This window comes from Microbispora sp. NBC_01389 (genome assembly GCF_045040095.1).
In the GTDB taxonomy this organism is placed as follows: Bacteria; Actinomycetota; Actinomycetes; order Streptosporangiales; family Streptosporangiaceae; genus Microbispora.
The window spans coordinates 5,205,042-5,224,086 of record NZ_CP109552.1 but is presented as its reverse complement, the minus strand read 5'-3'; the positions used below and the strand labels follow the sequence as shown (position 1 = coordinate 5,224,086).

The 19,045-nt window shown below is 68.8% G+C and carries 15 protein-coding genes; 4 read left to right on the top strand and 11 right to left on the bottom strand.

The features are described 5' to 3' along the window. Positions 1 to 129: 129 nt before the first annotated feature. A complete protein-coding gene (locus tag OG344_RS23310; protein ID WP_405089156.1) occupies positions 130 to 2,289 on the top strand; it encodes a choice-of-anchor P family protein in 2,160 nt (719 codons plus the stop codon). Between the two features lie 101 nt (positions 2,290 to 2,390). Here OG344_RS23310 and OG344_RS23305 read toward each other — a convergent pair whose 3' ends face one another. Continuing rightward, the gene (locus OG344_RS23305) at positions 2,391 to 4,244 is read right to left on the bottom strand and encodes an N-6 DNA methylase (RefSeq protein ID WP_405084890.1); all 1,854 of its coding nucleotides are present in this window, start codon (positions 4,242 to 4,244) and stop codon (positions 2,391 to 2,393) included. Between the two features lie 211 nt (positions 4,245 to 4,455). On the opposite strand from OG344_RS23305, the gene OG344_RS23300 reads away from it, so the two are divergent. Continuing rightward, a complete protein-coding gene (locus tag OG344_RS23300; RefSeq protein ID WP_405084889.1) occupies positions 4,456 to 5,127 on the top strand; it encodes a DUF4352 domain-containing protein in 672 nt (223 codons plus the stop codon). A gap of 3 nt (positions 5,128 to 5,130) precedes the next feature. Then, a complete protein-coding gene (locus tag OG344_RS23295) occupies positions 5,131 to 6,159 on the top strand; it encodes an ADP-ribosylglycohydrolase family protein (RefSeq protein ID WP_405084888.1) in 1,029 nt (342 codons plus the stop codon). Between the two features lie 38 nt (positions 6,160 to 6,197). Here OG344_RS23295 and OG344_RS23290 read toward each other — a convergent pair whose 3' ends face one another. The 9 genes from OG344_RS23290 to OG344_RS23250 form a co-directional block, all read right to left on the bottom strand. Further along, the gene (locus OG344_RS23290) at positions 6,198 to 8,531 is read right to left on the bottom strand and encodes an ATP-binding protein (RefSeq protein ID WP_405084887.1); all 2,334 of its coding nucleotides are present in this window, start codon (positions 8,529 to 8,531) and stop codon (positions 6,198 to 6,200) included. A 128-nt stretch (positions 8,532 to 8,659) separates the two neighbouring features. Beyond that, a complete protein-coding gene (locus tag OG344_RS23285; RefSeq protein ID WP_405089155.1) occupies positions 8,660 to 9,214 on the bottom strand; it encodes a DUF6879 family protein in 555 nt (184 codons plus the stop codon). Beyond that, the gene (tnpC, locus tag OG344_RS23280) at positions 9,214 to 10,695 is read right to left on the bottom strand and encodes an IS66 family transposase (protein ID WP_405084886.1); all 1,482 of its coding nucleotides are present in this window, start codon (positions 10,693 to 10,695) and stop codon (positions 9,214 to 9,216) included. The genes OG344_RS23285 and tnpC (OG344_RS23280) overlap by 1 nt, the downstream gene beginning before the upstream one ends. Before the next feature lie 165 nt (positions 10,696 to 10,860). Continuing rightward, a complete protein-coding gene (locus OG344_RS23275) occupies positions 10,861 to 11,157 on the bottom strand; it encodes a hypothetical protein (RefSeq protein WP_405084885.1) in 297 nt (98 codons plus the stop codon). 46 nt (positions 11,158 to 11,203) lie between these two features. Further along, positions 11,204 to 12,718 carry an IS66 family transposase gene (gene tnpC, locus OG344_RS23270; protein ID WP_405084884.1) on the bottom strand — a complete coding sequence of 505 codons (1,515 nt, stop codon included), beginning with the start codon at positions 12,716 to 12,718 and terminating at the stop codon, positions 11,204 to 11,206. A 205-nt stretch (positions 12,719 to 12,923) separates the two neighbouring features. Continuing rightward, positions 12,924 to 13,595: a methionyl-tRNA formyltransferase gene (locus OG344_RS23265; protein ID WP_405084883.1), complete on the bottom strand. Its 672-nt coding sequence runs from the start codon at positions 13,593 to 13,595 to the stop codon at positions 12,924 to 12,926. 103 nt (positions 13,596 to 13,698) lie between these two features. Next, complete coding sequence (tnpC, locus tag OG344_RS23260; RefSeq protein WP_405084882.1) at positions 13,699 to 15,192, bottom strand: IS66 family transposase; 1,494 nt, start codon at positions 15,190 to 15,192, stop codon at positions 13,699 to 13,701. A 411-nt stretch (positions 15,193 to 15,603) separates the two neighbouring features. Continuing rightward, positions 15,604 to 16,008 carry a hypothetical protein gene (locus OG344_RS23255; RefSeq protein ID WP_405084881.1) on the bottom strand — a complete coding sequence of 135 codons (405 nt, stop codon included), beginning with the start codon at positions 16,006 to 16,008 and terminating at the stop codon, positions 15,604 to 15,606. Between the two features lie 215 nt (positions 16,009 to 16,223). Continuing rightward, a complete protein-coding gene (locus tag OG344_RS23250) occupies positions 16,224 to 17,846 on the bottom strand; it encodes an ABC-F family ATP-binding cassette domain-containing protein (protein ID WP_405084880.1) in 1,623 nt (540 codons plus the stop codon). A gap of 40 nt (positions 17,847 to 17,886) precedes the next feature. Between OG344_RS23250 and OG344_RS23245 the strand changes: the two genes are divergently transcribed. After that, positions 17,887 to 18,054 carry a hypothetical protein gene (locus tag OG344_RS23245; RefSeq protein ID WP_405084879.1) on the top strand — a complete coding sequence of 56 codons (168 nt, stop codon included), beginning with the start codon at positions 17,887 to 17,889 and terminating at the stop codon, positions 18,052 to 18,054. 39 nt (positions 18,055 to 18,093) lie between these two features. On the opposite strand, the gene OG344_RS23240 is transcribed toward OG344_RS23245, so the two are convergent. After that, on the bottom strand, positions 18,094 to 18,954 hold the full coding sequence (locus tag OG344_RS23240; protein ID WP_405084878.1) for a helix-turn-helix domain-containing protein: 861 nt from the start codon (positions 18,952 to 18,954) through the stop codon (positions 18,094 to 18,096). Positions 18,955 to 19,045: the final 91 nt, after the last annotated feature.

The window sequence follows — 19,045 nt, the reverse complement described above, 5'->3', positions numbered from 1 at the left end:
TTGGTGTCCACTCGCGCCGACACATGAGGAGAGGACGTTCCGCGCGGCGCAATCACCGAGATCTGCACGGCCAGTGATCCCGAATTCGTTGCGGCATAACGCCGCGTCAGAAGGAATGACACCGTGAGAATGACGCGAGGAGTACGGGCCGCCGTGTGCGTGGCGGTGGCCGCTGCAACACTGGTGGCCGGGGTGGGGACGGCGTCCGCCGCGCCCGGGGTCACCCCGGCGGACGTGACGCTGAACCTGGGTCCGGGCGGATCGACGACGATCGCCAAGACCGTGTCCACTCCGGCGATCCCGCCCAAGCCGGATATCACTTTCCTGATCGACACGACCGGGAGCATGGGCGGGGTCATCGCGAACGTGCGGACCAACGCCAACACCATCTTGTCCACCGTCGCTTCGGCGCAGCCGGACGCGCAGTTCGCGGTTACCGAGTACAAGGACGCGGGGGACGCGACACCGTTCCGGGTGGCGCAGAACCTCACCGCCAACCAGACCGACGTCACCAACGGCATCAACTCCCTGGTCGCGTCGGGCGGCGGCGACTACCCCGAGGACGGCATCAACGGTCTGTTCCAGGTCGCGTCCGGGGCGGTCGCCTTCCGGCCGAACAGCACGCGGATCGTGTTGCTGATCGGAGACGCCCCCAGCCACGATCCCAGCAACGGTCATACGCTGGCCAATGCGATCAGCGCCCTGCAGGCAGCCGGCATCACCGTGCTCGCGTTCGACCTGTCCGGGCTGGACTCGACCGGACAGGCGACCGCGATCACCAACGCCACAGGCGGACGGCTGTTCTCCGGCCTCAACTCCTCGGAGGTCAGCGACACCATCCTGACGGCCCTGCACAACCTGCCGGTCACGGTCACCCACCAGCTGCGCGACTGCGATCCGAACCTGTCGGTGTCCCTGACCCCGGGCACCCGGACGGTGACCAGCGGCGATGACGCCACCTTCACCGAGACCGTCTCCGTCGGCGCCGGAGCCGTACCGGGAAGCACCATTACCTGCAAGGTGGACTTCCTGCTCAACGGCGTCCTGTCACCGGGCTTCACTGAAACGATCACCGAGCACGTCCCGAAGGCGACCCCAACGATCGCCACGACGCCATCGGGCCAGGTGCCCGCGGGCGGAAACGTCTCTGACGCAGCGACCCTGTCCGGCGGGTTCCACCCGACGGGCACCGTCACGTTCCAGTTGTTCGGGCCCGGTGACACGGGCTGTGCGACGCCCATCGCGACTCGTACCGGGACGGTGTCGGGCAGCGGCACCGCCGCGTCCGGGAACGTCGCCGCGGGCGGGGTGGGCACCTACCGCTGGGTGGCCTCCTACAGCGGCGACGCCGCCAACAACCCGGTCACCTCCGCGTGCGGCGATGAACAGGTCGTGGTCGTGAAGGCCACCCCGGGCATCGCCACCACCCCGTCGGGGTCCGTGCCGGCCGGCGGCGTCGTGTCCGACACCGCCACCGTCTCCGGCGGGTTCCACCCCACCGGCACCGTCACATTCCAGCTGTACGGCCCCGGCGACACCGCCTGCGCGACGCCGATCGCCACCCGCACCGGCACGCTGTCCGGCAGCGGCGCCGCCGCATCCGGCAATGTGACCATCGGCGCGGCCGGCACCTACCGGTGGACCGCCACCTACAGCGGCGACGCCAACAACAACGCCGTCACCTCACCGTGCAGCGACGAACAGGTCACCGTCACGCCGCAGCGGCTGACCGGACGGGCCTACGGCCTGACCGCAAGCGCCGCCCTCGCCGGCATCCAGCTGGTCAACATCGCACGCACCCCCGACACCGGCCCCGTCTCCACCACCTCGACCAGCGCCACCTCGGTGCCCTGCACTGCCACCCTCAGCGGACTGATCAGCGCGCACGCCCTGTGCGCCAAGGTCGCGACCACCGGATTCCCCGGCAAATCCGTGGCCACCGCCTCCATCGACGACACCACCATCGGGATCACCGGCATCCCGGTGATCACCGTCAAGACCGTCAACTCCAGCTCCACCACCACCTGCGCCGGATCAACCGGAACCACCACGATCGCCTTCCTCAAGGTCGGCAACACGGTGGTCATCGCAGAACCGACCAGTATCCCACCCAACACCGCGATCGACGTCGGCGTCGTCAAGCTCGTCCTCAACGAGCAGACCTCGTTCACCACCCCCGACAAGGGCCTGACCGTCAACGCCGTCCACGTCACCGTCGACGCCCTCGGCCTGGCCAAGACCAACGTCGTCCTGGCCTCCGCCGAAAGCGACATCGGCAACTGCCCATGACCCGGCCCACCTGAACCGATCGATCCCGAGGCCGGGCGGACACCGCGGATCCGCCCGGCCTCGGCCAGGCTTCAGGCACCCCCGGGTCGCTTCGGAGGTTCCTACTCCGGGGGTGCGAGCTCGCCCCTGCCGAAGCCTTTGACGATGGACGCGACGGCGGCGCGGCCGGCGACGCCGATGTCGCGAAGCTCGTCTTCGAACTCGAAGACCTTGCGGAACGTCTCGCCGTACCGCCGCTGCTCCTCGACGGGGACGCGCGGGACCTGCACGCGGCGCGGGTCGAACCGGCTGATGCTCGACTGGGTGCCACCGGGTGACGGCGTGGAGAGCGCTCTGAGGAATCCCGCGAGGAAGTAGGCGTCGATGCGCTGCGGGTCGGGCCGCAGAAGGGTGAGCCGCGGGCCGAGCACGACGCCCTTGTCCGCGACGACCCGGACGGCGAGCTCCCCCGCCCTGGCGGCGACGACGACGTCGCCCGGTTCCGTGACGACCCGGTCGTCCGGCTGGGTGCGGGCCTGCGGCGCGGCGCCAGAGAAGAGGTCCTGGTCGGTGAGGACGAGATCGCCGGAACCGGTGACGTCGTACCGCCCGGAGCTGAGCACCTTTATCGCCCCGGCCCGTTCGGTCTCGGCGAGATCGACCGTGGGCATCGCCTTCGCCGGGACGGCGACGACGTCGGGGATCATCGCCGAGAGCCGGTCGATGCGTTCGAGAAGCCGCTCGCGCACCGCCGGGAACTGCTGCTCCGGGGCCTGGTCGTCCGCGCTCACGTGCCGGCCGGGGGTGAGGTCGACGTTCTCGTCCATCAACTCGATGATGGGGACCGTACGCGCCGGACCGGTCCCCCGCGCCTCCGGATCCGGGGCCGTACGCGTCTCGTGCCAGCGGCTCGCGATCTCCTCGAACGTCTCCGGCTCGGCCTCCGCCAGGAAGACGTGGGACGGAACGGGGTCGTGGCCGGACGGCTTGCGCAGCACCCACAGGTGGAGCGGCAGGCCCGTGCCCACGCCCATCCGGGACGGCAGGCCGATGACCGCCTGCAGCGCCCCCTGACGCAGGAGGTTGCTCCTGATCCGGCGGCCGGACCGGCGGTTGGCGGCCACGGCGGGCATCAGCAGGACGGCGACACCGCCGGGTTTCAGGTGCGCCAGGGCGTGCTGCACCCAGGCGAGCTCCGACTCGGCCTTCGGCGGCAGCCCGTACTCCCATCGGGGGTCGCTGACCAGGTCGTCGTAGCCCCAGTTGCGCTCGTTGAACGGCGGGTGGCACAGCACCGCGTCCACGGTGAGGCCGGGCCAGGAGTCGTGGCGCAGCGAGTCACCGGTGCGTACGGCTCCCTCGATGCCCGCGAGGGCCAGCCGCGTGCGGGCGAGGCGCGCGACGGTGTCGTCCGCCTCCTGGCCGTGGGCCTGGTCGAGGTGGCCGATCGTGCTCAGCAGCGTGCCGAGGCCGCAGGCGGGGTCGAGGACCGACCGAATGCCCGAACCGGCCAAATCCGCCATGAAACGGGCGATCTCCGGCGGGGTCTCGAACAGGCGGCGGGAGTGGACCTCGGCGTAACGGTCGAGCAGGAACCGCGCCGCCTCGGCGCTCCCCTGCTCCTCGGCGAGTTCCTGGAGGAGCCGCCAGGCCGGGGCCGCGACGAGACGTCGTCTGCCCTGCCCCAGCAGTAGTTCCGCGGCCTCGGCGACCACCGCGCCGAGATGCAGGTCGTCGGCGGCGTTCCTGATCTGCTGCCAGGCCCGCTCCCTGAGCGGGACCTCGGCCACCTTGCCCTGGCCGAGCAGCCACTCCTCCACCGCTTCGAGGGAGAACGTGGGGCTGGTCGCGGTGCCGCCGACGGGCGCCGGGAAGTCCGCGTACCGCCGCCGCCAGTTGCTCACCGCCGCACGGCCGACGCCCACCATCCGGGCGATATCGGCCGCGGTGACGGTCGCCTCGTCTCCCGCCATCATCGGCCTCCTCCTGCTCGTGCTGGCAGGACCAGCGTGTATGGCATTCACAGTGTAGCCACACACCCTGTTCGGGGCGCCATCGGCGTCGGTCTACTCACGCCGAACGCGGGGACCTTGACCTCGGGAACCAATTGACTATTTGTGTCTGCGGTTCACAGTGTGTTGTACTTGCGCCTGTCGCTGTTCACACCATCGATGGAGAAGGCCTCCCATGCACACCAGCTCCCAGCAGCCGCCGTACCCCCAGACCGTCGTGGTGCAGAAGAAGGGCGGCGGCTGCCTGAAAGCCCTGCTGATCGGCGGCGCCGTACTCGTGGGCCTGATCGTCCTCGGCACGCTCCTCGGCGGCGGCGGCGGGAAGGACGACACGAGCGCGAAGCCGGCCGGCTCCTCCGAGCACACCGGCCAGGCCGCCAAGCCGAAGAAGCCCCGGACCGGCGATCCGGAGCAGCCCCAAGCCGACGAGCCGGAGGAGCCCCAGGCCCCCGGCCTCGGAGACGTGGTCAAGGACGGCAAGTTCGCCTTCAAGGTCACCAAGGTCGAGAAGGGCCTGTCCCAGGTCGGCGAGAGCTTCACCGTCTCCAAGGCCCAGGGCCAGTACGTCCTCGTCCACCTGACCGTGAAGAACATCGGTGACGAGGCGCAGCTGTTCAGCGACTCGGCGCAGAAGCTCGTCGACGCCAGGGGCCGCACCTTCGACGCCGACTCCGGAGCCGCCGCGATCGGCCTCAAGGACTCCAACGCGTTCCTCAACAACATCAACCCCGGCAACAGCGTCAAGGGGATCCTGCTGTTCGACGTGCCGAAGAACCTGACCCTCAGGTCGGTCGAACTGCACGACTCGATCTTCTCCGGCGGCGTGACCGTCTCCCTGGCCCGGTGAGGCATGGGGTACTACTCGCGGTTCATGGGCTGCGTGCTCGGTGGCGCGATCGGAGACGCCCTGGGCAGACCGGTCGAGTTCACGCCCCTCGCGCGGATCCGTGACACATACGGGCCGGACGGGCTGCGCGACATGGTCTCCCCCGAGATCACCGACGACACACAGATGACCCTGTTCACCGCCGAAGGGCTGATCCGGGCACGCCTGCACGGCGTGGACCCGGTGACGGCCGTCCACGACGCCTACCTGCGCTGGCTCGACACCCAGCAGTTCGCCGCGCCGCCCGCCGCCGACGAGGCCGTACGCAACGGGTGGCTCCGCCAGGAGGCCTGGCTCTACGCCAGGCGCGCGCCGGGCACGGCCTGCCTGTCCGGGCTGTTCGCCGCCGGGCGGCGCGTGGACGTCCCGGCCCCGGGCGCCATCGGTGAGATCAACGCGTTGTCGAAGGGCTGCGGGTCGGTCATGCGCTCCGCGCCCTTCGGACTGTCGGTGTTCGACCCGTTCGAGACGGCGGGCCGCTGCTCCTACCTGACGCACGGCCACCCGACGGCCTCGCTGTCGGCCGGCGCGTTCGCCTCGATCATCCACGACCTGGTCCGCGGCGACTCCCTGAAGCGCGCCGTACGGCGGGCGCTCGACCGCCTCGCCGGCTGCCCCGGGCACGAGGAGACGGCGGGCGCGCTGCGCGCCGCCGTCCACCTGGCCGCCGACTCCCGGCGGCCCACCGCGGAGAAGGTCGAGTCGCTCGGCGCCGGATGGGTCGCGGAGGAGGCACTCGCCATCGCCGTCTACTGCGCGCTGGCCGAACCCGACCCCCGCGAAGCCCTCCTCCTCGCGGTCAACCACTCTGGCGACTCCGACTCCACCGGCGCGGTCTGCGGCAACATCCTGGGCGCCCGGCACGGCCTGCGGGCGCTGCCCGCCGACTGGCTCGACGCCGTCGAGGGCCGCTCCACCATCGTGGAGCTCACCTTCGACCTCATGGCCGACCCCTCCCTCCCCAACAACTGGACCGACCGCTATCCCTCCTGACCAGCGCCGAACACCGAGGGTCAAGGACCTGCCGTCCTTCAGCCGCTGATCCGATTCCGCAACTCGCGTGCTCTCGCGTCGTCGAACTCGGCCAGCACGGTAAGGGCTTCCTCCCGGTACGAACTGAGGTCCTCACCGGCCCCCGCCTGTGTGATCGCCGTCATCATGTTCGCCAGCGCGATGGCCAGCTGCCACTGATCCCGAAGCTCACGATGAACTGTCGCCGCCCGGCGATGAAAGTCGAGCGCCTCCGTGGGTCGGCCGAGCGCACGGTACGCCTCGCCTGTCGCGTCCAGCGCTCGCGCTTCGCGGCTGCAGTCGCCCAGGCGCCGTTGAAGGCTCGACGCGCGCTGAAACGACACCAGCGAGTCGGCGGGGCGTCCGGCCGCCAGCTGCACCCGGCCGTACTCAAGCAGCCAGTAGCCCTCCCACATCAGGTTGGTCCGGTCCCGCGCGATGCTCAGGGCCTCCTCGATGTAGGTAGCGGCCTCGCCGGCGTGTCTGGCTTCGCGTCGCGCCATGGACATCAGGCGCAGGGCGTTCCCCTGCCCGTCCGGAAAGCCCAGTTGCCGGAAGCCGTCGAGCGCCCGCCCGGCGAAGTCCGCGCTCTCGTCGAGGCGGCCCATCTCATAGGCCGTCTCGGCAAGGTTCGCCAGTACGGTTGACTCCCAGCGGAGCTCGTCAAGCGGCCTGAGCGCGTCGAGGCTCTGTTCGAAGTCGGCATGCGCCTGACGCAGATGGCGGCGGCGAAGGTTGACCAGCCCCAGGGCGTTGAGCGATATGGCCTCTCCGAGGCCGTCTCCTATCTCTCGTCTGAGTGTGAGTGCCATGCGGTGATGCTCGGCGCCCTTGTCGAGCTGGTGGGACTGGACATAAGCCTTACCGAGGCTTTCGAGCACCTCCGCCTCACCGTACGAGTCGCCGGCGCGGCGGGCGGCCTCCAGCCCGATGGAGGCCAGCCCGAACCACGGCTCGAAAGGATTGTGCCGTGCGCAGTAGCCACGGGTGACGGCCGCCATCTGCCAGGCGAGGTCGTCCAGACCGTTCTGCTCCGCCGCCCGTGCGGCTGCGACCAGGTTCGGAAGTTCGACATTGAACCAGCGCAACGCCTCCTGGTATCCGGGAAAAGTCAGCGTGTTGACGGATGGATCCGGCTGATCCAGACGGATCGGCCGGTCGAGCGGCGCCAGCATCTCCTGGGCGTGTGCGGCGGTGCGCAGATACCAGGTGGCCACCCGCCGCAGCACTTCGCGGCGGCTCTCCGCATTCTCCTCAGCGACGGCCTGGTCCACCGCGTAGGCGCGCATCAGGTCGTGGAACTGGTAGCGGTCGGGTCCGATCTGCTCGATGAGGTGCGCGCCCACGAGCGTGTCGAGCATCTGCCGAGCCTGGGCGGGCGTGCTCGGGACGGCTGCTGCCACTACCGGCACCCCGAACTCCGGGCTCGGGTGCAGACCCAGGAGCCGGAACGCCCGTGCGGCCGGTTCGGGCAGTGCGCGGTAGGACCAGGCGAACACAGTACGCACCGCATCGGATTCGTCGCCGCTTTCCGCGGTGAGAGCGTCCCAGAGCGCCGACTCGTCACGCAGGTCCTGGATCAGCTCTCGCAGCGGCATCCATGGCCGGCTGGCGGCGCGCTCCGCCGCGATGCGCAGGGCAAGCGGAAGCCTGGCGCACAGGCGTGCGAGCTCGGCCAATTCCTGCGGATCATCCTCTCCCCGGTAGCCGGCGGTCACCCGGCGGATCAGCTCCAGTGCCTCCGACTCGTGCAGCGTGTCCACGGTGACGCGGTGCGCCCCCTCACGCGCCATCAGCCCGGAAAGGCGGTCTCTGCTGGTCACGATCACCAGGCACGTGTCCGTGCCGGGCAGCAGCGGACGTACCTGGGCCACCTTCGCCGCGTTGTCGAGCACCACCAGCATCCGCCGGCCTGCCAGCAGCGAACGGTACATCGCCGAGCGAGTTTCGAGATCTGGCGGGATCGCCGCCGCCGGGACCTCCAGAGCGCGCAGGAACCGGTCCAGAACCTCGTTCGCCGTGACCGGCTGGCCCGGGTCGTACCCGCGCAGGTTCACATACAGCTGACCGCCCGGGAAGCGCCCCCGGATCTGGTGCGCCCAATGCAGTGCAAGCGCGGTCTTTCCCACTCCGGCGGTACCGGCGATCATGCAGACACCGCTGGACCGGAACTGGTCGCCGTCCGGGATCAGAACCTTTGTGAGCCTGTCCAACTCGTTCACCCGGTTGACGAACCCGCGGACGTCGCCGGGCAACTGGCGCGGGACATGCCCGGGTGCGGGCACCGGGCCGTGGAAATGCACTCCTCCGTGCACATCCCGTGCCTGCACCACATCGCTCGCGCTGCCGGACAACTCCGAGCGCGTACTCCCGTCGTGCCTGTCGCCCGCGCCCTCCGGTCTCCTGGACCCCACCGTTTCCCTTCCTTCTGACTCCCCGAGACCCTGAACGACAGCGTCGATCCGGAACCCGACGTACGACGTCAGGCACCGGAACAGGAGAGTTCGAGCGTGGCTCCATTGCGGGCGAAGTAATCCGTCACGTCCTCGCCTGCCCGATACAGACGTTCGATCAGCGTTCTGCAACGCTCGATGAGCGAATGGTCCGCATATCGCACACCGCCGGAGAGAATGCCGTGCTCGTCATAGAGCACCTCGTACATGACGTCGTCACCCAGTACCACCAGTTCCGGCAGCGGACTCGCTGTCTCCAGCGCTCGCACCTCAGCCGCGCCGACCACTCGGACAAGACCGCCGTATCGGTGCCGAATACGGAGGAGTTGCAGCTCCCAGCGCAGATATGGAGTGACCGGTTCTTCTACAACTCGTACGCGTCGCGTCCGGAACCCGGCTTCATCGATTCGCCGGTAGTAGTCCCGGATGGCGTCCCGCCGCTCGTCCAGCAGCCGGAGCGACCTCTTCCAGTCGCCGGCTGAATACGCTGCCCAACTCTCGTCCTCCGGCTCCTGGAACGCCTGTCGCCGTTCCAGCTTCCAGAAACCGTAACTGGTTAGGTACCAGAGCCGTGCGCGTGAAATCAGGCTGCGGCAGCCAGCGGCGAGTTGCCGGCGGGTTCCCGGGTTCCGCTGAGAAGTGCGAGCGCCGGGGTGGCCTCGGGCAGCCAGGGGTATCCCTCGGCGAGTTCGGTGAGGGCGTGGAAGAAGTTGACGCCGTGCTTGCGGGCGGTGGCCAGATAACTGCGGATCGCGCAGAACTGCTCGGCCCCGGCCAGAGTGCGCAGGCAACCGGAGACCTTCTGCCGCAGCTTGATCATCCGGATCTCGCGCTCCGCGGGATTGTTGTCGAACGAGACGAGTTCGTCGCGGGTGAACCGCAGGTAGTCGTCTTGCCGATCCAGCATCCGCGTGGCCAGCGCGTGGTGTTTCTTCATCAGCTTGCCAGTCCGGGAACGGGTGTCGTGTCTGCCGATCGCAGCTGCCGATCGCCACAGCCGGGCCTGCTCCGCCAGCGCGACCTGGTCCAGATGCTTCAGCCCGCCGGCCTCGATCGCAGCCTCGACCAGGACCTTCATCTGCAGCAGCGCGTCGGTGGCCTGCTCGGCCCAGCACCACTCACCTTCGGGGGTGGTGTCGATGACCTGCTGCAACTCGCGCAGTAGATGAGCGTTACAAAGAGCGTGCGTGGCGTCGGTGTAGGTGTCGTAGGGCGCCCAGGCGTCGTGGACCGCGACCCCGGTGAAGGCCGGCAGCACCCCGGCGGCGTCCATCGCGGCGGTGCCACGCTTGCGGTGCACGGTGATCAGACTCCACGTGCCGGTGGAGGCCGAGTGCACCCAGTGCAGCTTGCCCTCGACGCGGAACCCGGTCTCGTCGAAGTGCGCGACCGGCGCGGCGGCGATCTGTTCAACGGCGCGGGCCAGGAAACCATCCAACCGGGTGGCAGCCCGGGCGGTCATCGACAGCACAGTGCCGCCGGTCACCGGGACACCGAACAGGTCGGCCAGCGCCTGAGCAGTGCGATCCTTGGACAGGAACTGCCCGACGTACAAGTACACGATGATCGCAGTGATCCGGGAGCCGTACTGCACCGGCGCGGTCACACCCGCGGGCGCGGTGCCCTTGGTGACGACGCCGCAGTCGCAGCACCGCCGCTCGACCAACTGATGCTCGGTCACCTGCACCTTGATCGGCGGGATGTCGAAGACCTGCCGCTTTTCCATGCCGACCTCGGGCGCACCGGCCAGGCCGTCCCCGCAGCCCCGGCACTGCTTCGGCTCGTGCCGCTCCCACTTGTCGGGGCGTTCGACCTGCGCGAGCGTCGCTCCAGGCGTTCCTTTCGGACGACCGGGCTTACGCTGCCCGCCCTTACGCAGCGACCTGGGCGCGGGCTTGGCCAGCCCATCCGAGCTCGGCGGCTTGGAGGAGTTGTCCGAGTTCAGCCCCAGCCGGGCTTCCAGCTCAGCTATTCGCCCATTCGCCTTGTCCAGCGCGTCGCTCAGCCGTACCATCAACGCCGCCAACTCGTCGTACGACGGCTTGGCGGCGGGGGAACTGGACACCCACCGATGATCGCGGATCACCAGAAGATGATCAAATCGGGCAACGGCCGGAGAGACCTAACCAGTTACCAGAAACCATGCTCGCGGATAGCCCAGAAATGTTCACTGAAGTCGTCTTGATAGGCCTTTCGGGTGAGTTCCTCGCCGTGGAAATCCTCGAGAAGATCACGCATCAGGTAAGTCCGCCTTGGCCGCGATGAGCATGACCCGGGGAATGATAACCAGCTTTTCATCCTCGGCGATGACCACACTCTCGGGCAGGCGCGATTCGTAGGAACGTGTGAGATCTCTTCCGATCACCGCTATATCTCCGTTGTCGAGTTCCCAGATGTCGGGACAACCATCGTCATTTCCGGTGCAGTTGAGTTCGGCCGCCGATTTGCCGATCCGCCGGACCATCGTCGCCGACGGGTCGGCGTAAGCATTCAGCCCAAGCGCATTTCGACGTTGAGCGATCACCATGTGTGATCGCGTGTGGGTGTGCGGGATTACAGCGTGTGGGGCTGGGTCAGGGTGTTGCCGGGCCGGGTGGCATCCAGGGGCGGCCGAGTAGAGCGTCATGGATGACGGCGACCGCGTTGCTGCCGTGTTTAACGGCGGTGGACAGGTAGCCGCGGATGGCGTACCGGTGTTCGGTGGCCCGCTCCGAGCGGAGCCGACCGGAGATCTTCTGCTGGGTCTTGGCCGGGCGGACGTCACGTTCTGCCTGGTTGGAGGTGGGCGGGACGTTCAGATCGTGGGCGAAGCGCAACACGTCGTTCTCGCGGCCGCGCAGGACTTCCAGCAGCAGGCGGCCGATCGGCTGCTTGACCTGCTTGCCGCCGGGCAGGCGGTGGACTTCCGACAGGCCGACCAGGACCCCGTGCCGGAACCCTCTGATCAGGCCGGCCTTGACCCGCGGGTCGATCTGCGCGGCGCCGGCCTTCCGGGCGAGGTTGGCCTCGTGGATCAGCCCGCGCAGGGCGCGCTGGATCTGCTCGGGCCAGTGCCGGCCCGGGTAGGTCTCGACACAGTCCTCAAGATCACGAAGTAGGTGGGCCGCACAGAGTTGATGGGTGTGCGAGCCGAGCCGGGCCGAGTCGTAGTTCTGGTACCGGTCATGCACGATGACCCCGCCCAGATGCGGGATGACCTGCTCGAAGGTGTCCAGGCTACGATCCCCCAGCAGGTACCAGGTGTACAGACGATCGCAGGCGACCATCAGGTACTTCTTGACCTTCTTGGGCCCGACCCGGATCGGTGTCTCGTCACAGCAGACCGCGTAGGCGAGGGTGAGCAGCATCCAGATGCGCCTGTTGGCGGCGGCGACCGCGGCGGCGGCACGCTTCAGCAGCCCGTGCACGAACCCCTGCGACGGCTTCGCGCCGGTCAGCGACTCGACCAGCTCCGCGCAGCGCTGCACCGGAATCGCGTGGGCGACCATCAAGTACACGCACAACGTCTGCAGCTTCACCCCAAAGCTGACCGCGGCCTCCGGCACCCCTTCCGGCCGAGGCGCGCTATGCACCGTGCCGCACCGGCAGGCCACCGTGTGCAGATCGTGCTGGAACCGCTGCGCCGACACCAAGGGAATCTCGATCTGCTGGTGACGCCCGGTCACGCCCAGATCGGTCGCGTCCGCCAGATCGGCGCCGCACCCACACATCCCCTCCGGGAAGTGGTCGAACGTGTCGGCGATCTCATCCGGATCGTCCGACCAGGCCAGATGCGTACCCGGCGCGCCTTTCTGCTTGCCCGGCTTGCGCTTGGCACTGTCCCTGCCGGCCTTCGAGGCGGTGGCGGGCTTGTCCTTCGGCTGCGCCTTACCTGGCTGATCGTCGCTGGAGGGCGGCATCCCCGAGTTCCCGCTGTTACGCGACAGCGCCCGCTCCAGCCGCGCCACCCGCTCGCGCAGCTCGGCGTTCTCCTCCTCCAACGCGTCGACCATCGCGGCCAACCGCGCGATCAACGCCTCCTGGCGGGCGGCCTGGACGCGGACGAGCTCGATCAGCTCCTCACGCGACATCTCCTCCAGGCCGGACACCCGACGATCTCACCACATCGCAGACAGGTGATCAAAATGACGGACCGTCACACAGGCGATCCGCATATCACTCCTCGCGAACGGCCTGAATGCTTACGGGTCGGCCTCCCATGCACGAGTCATCAGTGTTCTCCTTTGCAGATTTGTGAACCCGGTTGTTGTCTGGGTGATCAGTCAGTCGGGATTATTCGGACGAGATGTCTCGTCAACGGTCAGGAGGGACGGCAGGTGCCATTTCAGTTATCCAGATCGGTCCGTCACCGCACATCATCTCCACCCCACTTGCCGGTGCAAGGGCGGTTCGCAGCAGTGTCCTCCATTCACCATCTATCCGGGCGAACGGCCCGAGCTGCCCAAACAGCCCGAACCGGAAAACACGGACCTGGTCGTGAATCTCGCGTGCGCCACGACTCCAGTCCACGAACATGAAGTCCGGCTCCATCCAGCCGCCATAGTCGGCGTCGGTCTCGTCCTGAGGCTCGCCCTCGGCACCGGCGGCTGCGAGCTCGATGGCGGCAGGGAGCAGCTCCGCGATGGCCTCGTTGATCTCCCGCCACAACCCCTCGGTGACCAGGTCGTCCTCGATCTGGATACCACCTTTTCGCACGAGGATGTTCCCGTTGTCGAACTCGTCGTCCATCCAGTGGACGGTGACTCCGGTCTCCGGATCGCCGTTGCGGACCGCCCAGTGAATCGGTATAGGCCCTCGATAACGAGGCAGCAGAGAGGTGTGCACGTTGATGGCACCGAGTCGCGTGGTTTGCAGAACCTCCCGCGTAAGCTTCCATGGACAGCCGTACACGACGATGAGGTCTGCCTGATAACCGGCCAACGCCTTCGCCACGCCGCCTGCCGTACCAGGGAGCAGCAGATCCATGCCTGGCGGCAGGTAAGCATTCAGCTCTGATGCATTCCGGTGTTGCTTGATCGCGGTGTGTGATGGTGCATGGCCGCGAGTCGTCCCGGGGTGGGTGTTGGGGTCAGGCCGGTGTGGGATCGGGAGGCATCCAGGCGCGGCCGACGAGGGCGTCTCGGATCGCGGTCATGACATCGGCACCGTGCTTGGCCGCGGTGGACAGGTAGCCGCGGATGGCGTAACGGTGCGCGGTGGTTCGTTCGGAGCGGAGCCGGCCGGAGATCTTCTGCTGGGTCTTGGCTGGGCGGACATCGCGTTCCGCCTGGTTGTTCGTGGGAGGAATCCGCAGGTCGCGGGCGAAGCGCAGCACGTCGTCCTCGCGGTCGCGCAACACCTCCAGCAGCACGCGGCCGACGGGCTGGGTGACGGTCTTGGCCGGGCCGGGAAGACGGCGAACCTCCGACAGGCCCACCCGCACCCCGTGCCGGAAGCTGCTGATCCACATTCTCCGGGTGCCTTCGGCGATGGCGTCCCTGCCCTGCTCGCGGGCGAGGTTGGCGGCGTGGATCAGTCCGCGCAGCGCGATCTGGATCTGAGCCGGCCAGGCCGCACCAGGGTAGGTCTCGGCGCAGTCCTGCAGATCACGAAGCAGGTGAGCCACGCACAGCTGGTGGTCGTGCTCGCCGAGTTCGGCCGAGTCGTAGTTCTGGTAGCGGTCGTGGACGACGACGCCGGTCAACTCGGCGACGACGAACTTCTTGAACGTGGCCATGTCCCGGTCGCCGAGCATGTACGAGGTGAACACCTTCGTGCAGGCCACCAGCAGGTACTTTTTGGCCTTCTTCGGTCCGACCCGGATCGGCGTCTCATCGCAGCACACCACGTACGCCAGCGTGAGCAGCGCACGGATCCGCGCATCGGCCGAGGCGACCAGGCCCGCGGCGCGGGCGATCAGGCCGTGCACGAACCCCACCGACGGCTGTGCCCCGGTCAGCGAGGCGACCAACTCCACGCACCGATGCACCGGGATCGCGTGGACCACCAGCAGATACACACACCACGCCTGCAGATTGACCCCGAGGCTGACCGGCGCGGAACTCACCCCGTCCGGGCGGGCAGCGGTATGCACCGCACCACACCGGCAGGCGACCGTGTGCAGGTTGTGCTGCAGGCGGCGGGCGGTCACCAGCGGAATCTCGATCTGCTGATGCCGGCCGGTCACCCCAAGATCGGCCGCTCCGGCCAGATCGGCCCCGCACCCGCAGGCCCCCTCGGGAAAGTGCTCGACCATGTCGCGCTCGGCGACCTCATCCGACCACGCCAGACTCACCCCGGCAGCGCCCGGCTGCTTGCCCGGCCTGCGCTTGCCCGCCCCACGGGCCGCGGAAGAGGCCTTGGGCTGCTTCTTACCCGGCAGATCATCAGCCGAGGGCGGCATCCCCGAGTTACCGCTGTTGCGCGAGATCAGCCGCTCCAACCGCGCGACCCGCTCACGCAGCGCGGCATTCTCCTGCTCCAGCACGGCCACGTGCTCGCGCAGCTCGGCATTCTCCTTCTCCAGGATCACCGTCCGCTCGGCCAGAGCGCGCGCAAGAGCGATCAGCTCCTCACGCGACATCTCTTCCAGGCCAGGCACACGGCCATCACAGCATGCCGGAGATCAACGATCAAAGTGACGGAACGTCACACCAGCAAGCCATCGGTCACAAAGCGCGCATGACGTGAATGCTTACGGCGGCAGTGCTTGACCAATGTCCGCGATGGCCTCCGCAGAACGTCTGCTAGTGGTTCTCTGCTGGCGCAGTGATCGGGCGTGCACGAATGCGACCGGCGTGTGCCCCGCTTGAACGCAGGTGTCGTACAGAAGTTTGAAACCGCTCACAGCGAAAGAGATCAGGACTACACGCAGGCCATTCGTCACGCTGGTCGACTCCTCGATGCCGCCCGATTGGGCATCCTCCATGCGGTACAGCTTCGCTCAGTACCCGATCCTGTGAACCGGGGAGATCAGGCGAAATGAGCCGGGCAGTCACAGATCGCTGTCGCGGCTCTCCGGTGTCAGATCGCCGGGCACGCCGAAGCGCACCGCTCCGTGGATGTCCCTGGCCTGGAGGACGGAGCCGTGTTGGGAGCCTCCGCTGATCACGTTCTGCACGGCGGGTGATCTTATCGTCGAATCAGAGGCCGCGCGATGGGCTTGAAACATTCCATAGAGCGTCAGCCCTATGCCCGCTATCGCTGCCAGCGCACCGATGACGCTCGCCAGCTTGTCCGCTCTGTCAAGCCCGAGCACCGCGAAGTAGACCGCGGTTCCCGCGATGGTGGCAACGATGAGAAGGCCGCCCGCCCATAGTGATAATCGCCCTGGCATGACTTCCATCCTGAGCGTTCCAGACGGACATGACCAGCCCCGGCATTTGACGAACGAGGCCATAGTCCCGTCCCGCTGCAGGGATACCCCCTTGTGATCACTTCTATCCGCAATTACGGTCTAGCACACATTGCAGGGCAATGGACTCTTCTGCGCCCTTTCGGATGAAAGCCGTCAGGATGCGGCCCGCATCCGGCTACTACACCGGCCCGGCGGATGGAGGCCGTGCGGCACCGGGGCGCGCCTGGTGCCCCCGACGCGCCCTGGAGGGCCAGGTGTCAGACGGGGGTGGGGCCGCGGGTTTCGCGGAGGTGACCGCCGGAGAGGTCCAGCCACCGCTCCACTCCGATCTCGGCGAGGAACCGCTCGTCGTGGCTGACCACCACGAACGCCCCCTCGTACGCGGTGAGCGCGCTTTCCAGTTGCGCCACGCTCATCAGGTCGAGGTTGTTGGTGGGCTCGTCGAGCAGCAGAAGCTGGGGGGCCGGCTCGGCGCACAAAACGCAGGCCAGCGTGGCGCGCAGCCGTTCGCCGCCCGACAGCACGCCGACCGGCAGGTGGGCGCGCGTCCCCCGGAACAGGAAGAGGGCCAGCAGGTTCATCCGCTCCGCCGGAGGCATGCCGGGGGCGTAGGCCGCCAGGTTCTCCGCGACCGTCCGGTCGAGGTCGAGCAGATCGAGCCGCTGCGACAGGTAGGCGACCCGGCCGTCGGCCCGCCGCAGCATGCCGCCGTCGGGCGCCAGGTCGCCGCCGACGACGCGCAGCAGGGTGGACTTGCCCGCGCCGTTGGGGCCGGTCAGCGCGATGCGCTCGGGACCGCGGATGGTCAGGTCGAGACCCGGGCCGGCGAACAGGTCGCGGGCCCGCAGGCCTTCGCCGTGGAAGACCGTGCGCCCGGCGGGCACGTTCGTGCCCGGCAACTCCAGCGTGATCCGCTGGTCGTCGCGCAGCGCCCGCTCGGCCTCGTCGAGCCTCGCCCTGGCGTCGCCGACGCGGGCGGCGTGCATCTGGCCCGCCCGCCCGGCCGACTCCTGAGCGCCGCGCTTCATGCCCCCGGCGACGATGCGCGGCAGGCCGGCGCTCTTGAGGTTGCGCGCGGCGTTGCCCGCCCGGCGCTCGGCGCGCTCGCGGGCCTGCTGCATCTCCCGCTTCTCCCGCTTGAGCTCCTGCTCCGCGCCGCGCACGGTCCGCTCGGCGGCCTCCTGCCCGGCCCGTACGGCCGCCTCGTACGCGGTGAAGTCGCCGCCGTAGAAGCGGATCTCGCCCCGCTCCAGCTCGGCGATGCGGTCCATCCGGTCGAGCAGGGCCCGGTCATGGCTGACCACGAGCAGGCAGCCGGTCCAGTCGCCGAGCACGTCGTGGAGCCTGCGCCTGGCCGCGAGGTCGAGGTTGTTGGTCGGCTCGTCGAGCAGCAGCACGTCGGGCCGCCGGAGCAGCTGGGCCGCCAGGCCGAGCGAGACGACCTGGCCGCCGCTCAGCGTGCCCAGTGCGCGGTCGAAGGCGAGGTCGCCGAGTCCGAGCCGGTCGAGCTGGGCGCGGGTGCGCTCCTCGATGTCCCAGTCGTTGCCGATCGCGGTGAAGTGTTCCTCGCTCGCGTCGCCCGACTCGATGGCGTCCAGGGCGGCGATCACCGGGGCGATACCGAGCACCTCGGCCACGGTCAGGCCGGCGGTGAACGGCAGGTTCTGCGGCAGGTAGCCGAGCTCGCCCTCGACGGCGACGGCGCCGCCGGTGGGCCGGTGCTCGCCGGCGATCAGCTTGAGCAGCGTGCTCTTGCCGGCGCCGTTGGGGGCGACGAGCCCGGTGCGGCCGCCGCCGATGGTGCAGGACAGGCCGGTGAAGACGGGTGTGCCGTCGGACCAGGAGAAGGACAGGCCGGAGCAGACGATGAACGCGTCCATACCAGCCCGAGTCCGGCCGGTGCGGAGGTGGGCGCTGCCCATGTCCAGGGCAGCCTCCAGGTCTCGCCGCCGGACTGCTCGATCAGCACGCCAGGTGTTCACGCCGGGCTACCAGGGCCGGCTGGTCAGCCCCGGTGTCAAGATCGGGGACAAGCCGGCCGGGTACGCCCCGGCCGTACGGAACCGGGCGCCCGGCGGCGGCGCCTGACACGCGCCGTCCGCCGGACGCCCGACGACACCGACCGGATCAGCCCGTCCTGAGCAGGACGTGCTGCGTGTCGCCGGAACGGTCGTGCGGGCAGAAGCCGACCGTCCAGACGCCCTCGAATAGATCGAGCCTGTTCTGCGCGATCACGATCACCGCGCAGTTGCCGTCGGTCGCCAGCAGCGGGCGCACCTCCGCCGCGTCCGCCACGTTGTCCAGAACCACCAGGGCCCGGCGCGAGCGGAACATCGCCCGGAGGGTCATGGTCTGGTCCACCAGCGTGCCGGGGTGCCGGCTGCCGACGCCGAAGACCCGGGAAAGGGAGCTGACCAGCCCGGCCGGTCCGCGCGCGCCCCCCTCGGCGTTGACGTAGAACTGGCCGTCCGGAAAGTACTTCCGGAAGCGGGCCGACGCCTGCACGATGACCGCGGCCTTGTCGACGCCCGAGCCGCCGACGAGCTGCACCACCCTCGGCCCGGACGACCCCGGTTCGTCCGGGCCGTGCTGCCGGGTCGGCTGCTCGACCAGGACCTGGTACATCCACTCGATCAGCTCGGCCGTGGCCGGCTGTGACACGCCCCTCGGCGGGCACTCCTCTACGGGCGGCGTCCCGACGGCGATGTGCGGGCGCGCCGGCGGGGCCGGGACGCCGGCGGCCTGCCGCCGGGCCACCTGCCGGAACCTCTCGGACGCGTCGGCCTCCAGCATCAGGGCCTCCGCCAGCAGGCTCACCGACTTGCGGTGAGGCCTCTTCGTCCGCCCCCGTTCCAGGTCGGAGATCGCGCGGACACTGACCCCCGACCGCTCCGCCAGCTCCTCCTGGGTCAGGCAGGCTTCCTCTCGCAGCCCTCGCAGCAGCGCCGCGAGCTCGTTATGGCTCTCCAACTCGTCAGGTAACCCCATTCCACACCTTCCCCCGGTGCCGAACACAAGCAGAAACTCCCCGCGCCGAGTTTTAGTTGAGATTTCACCCATCAACTGGAAAACTCGCGTT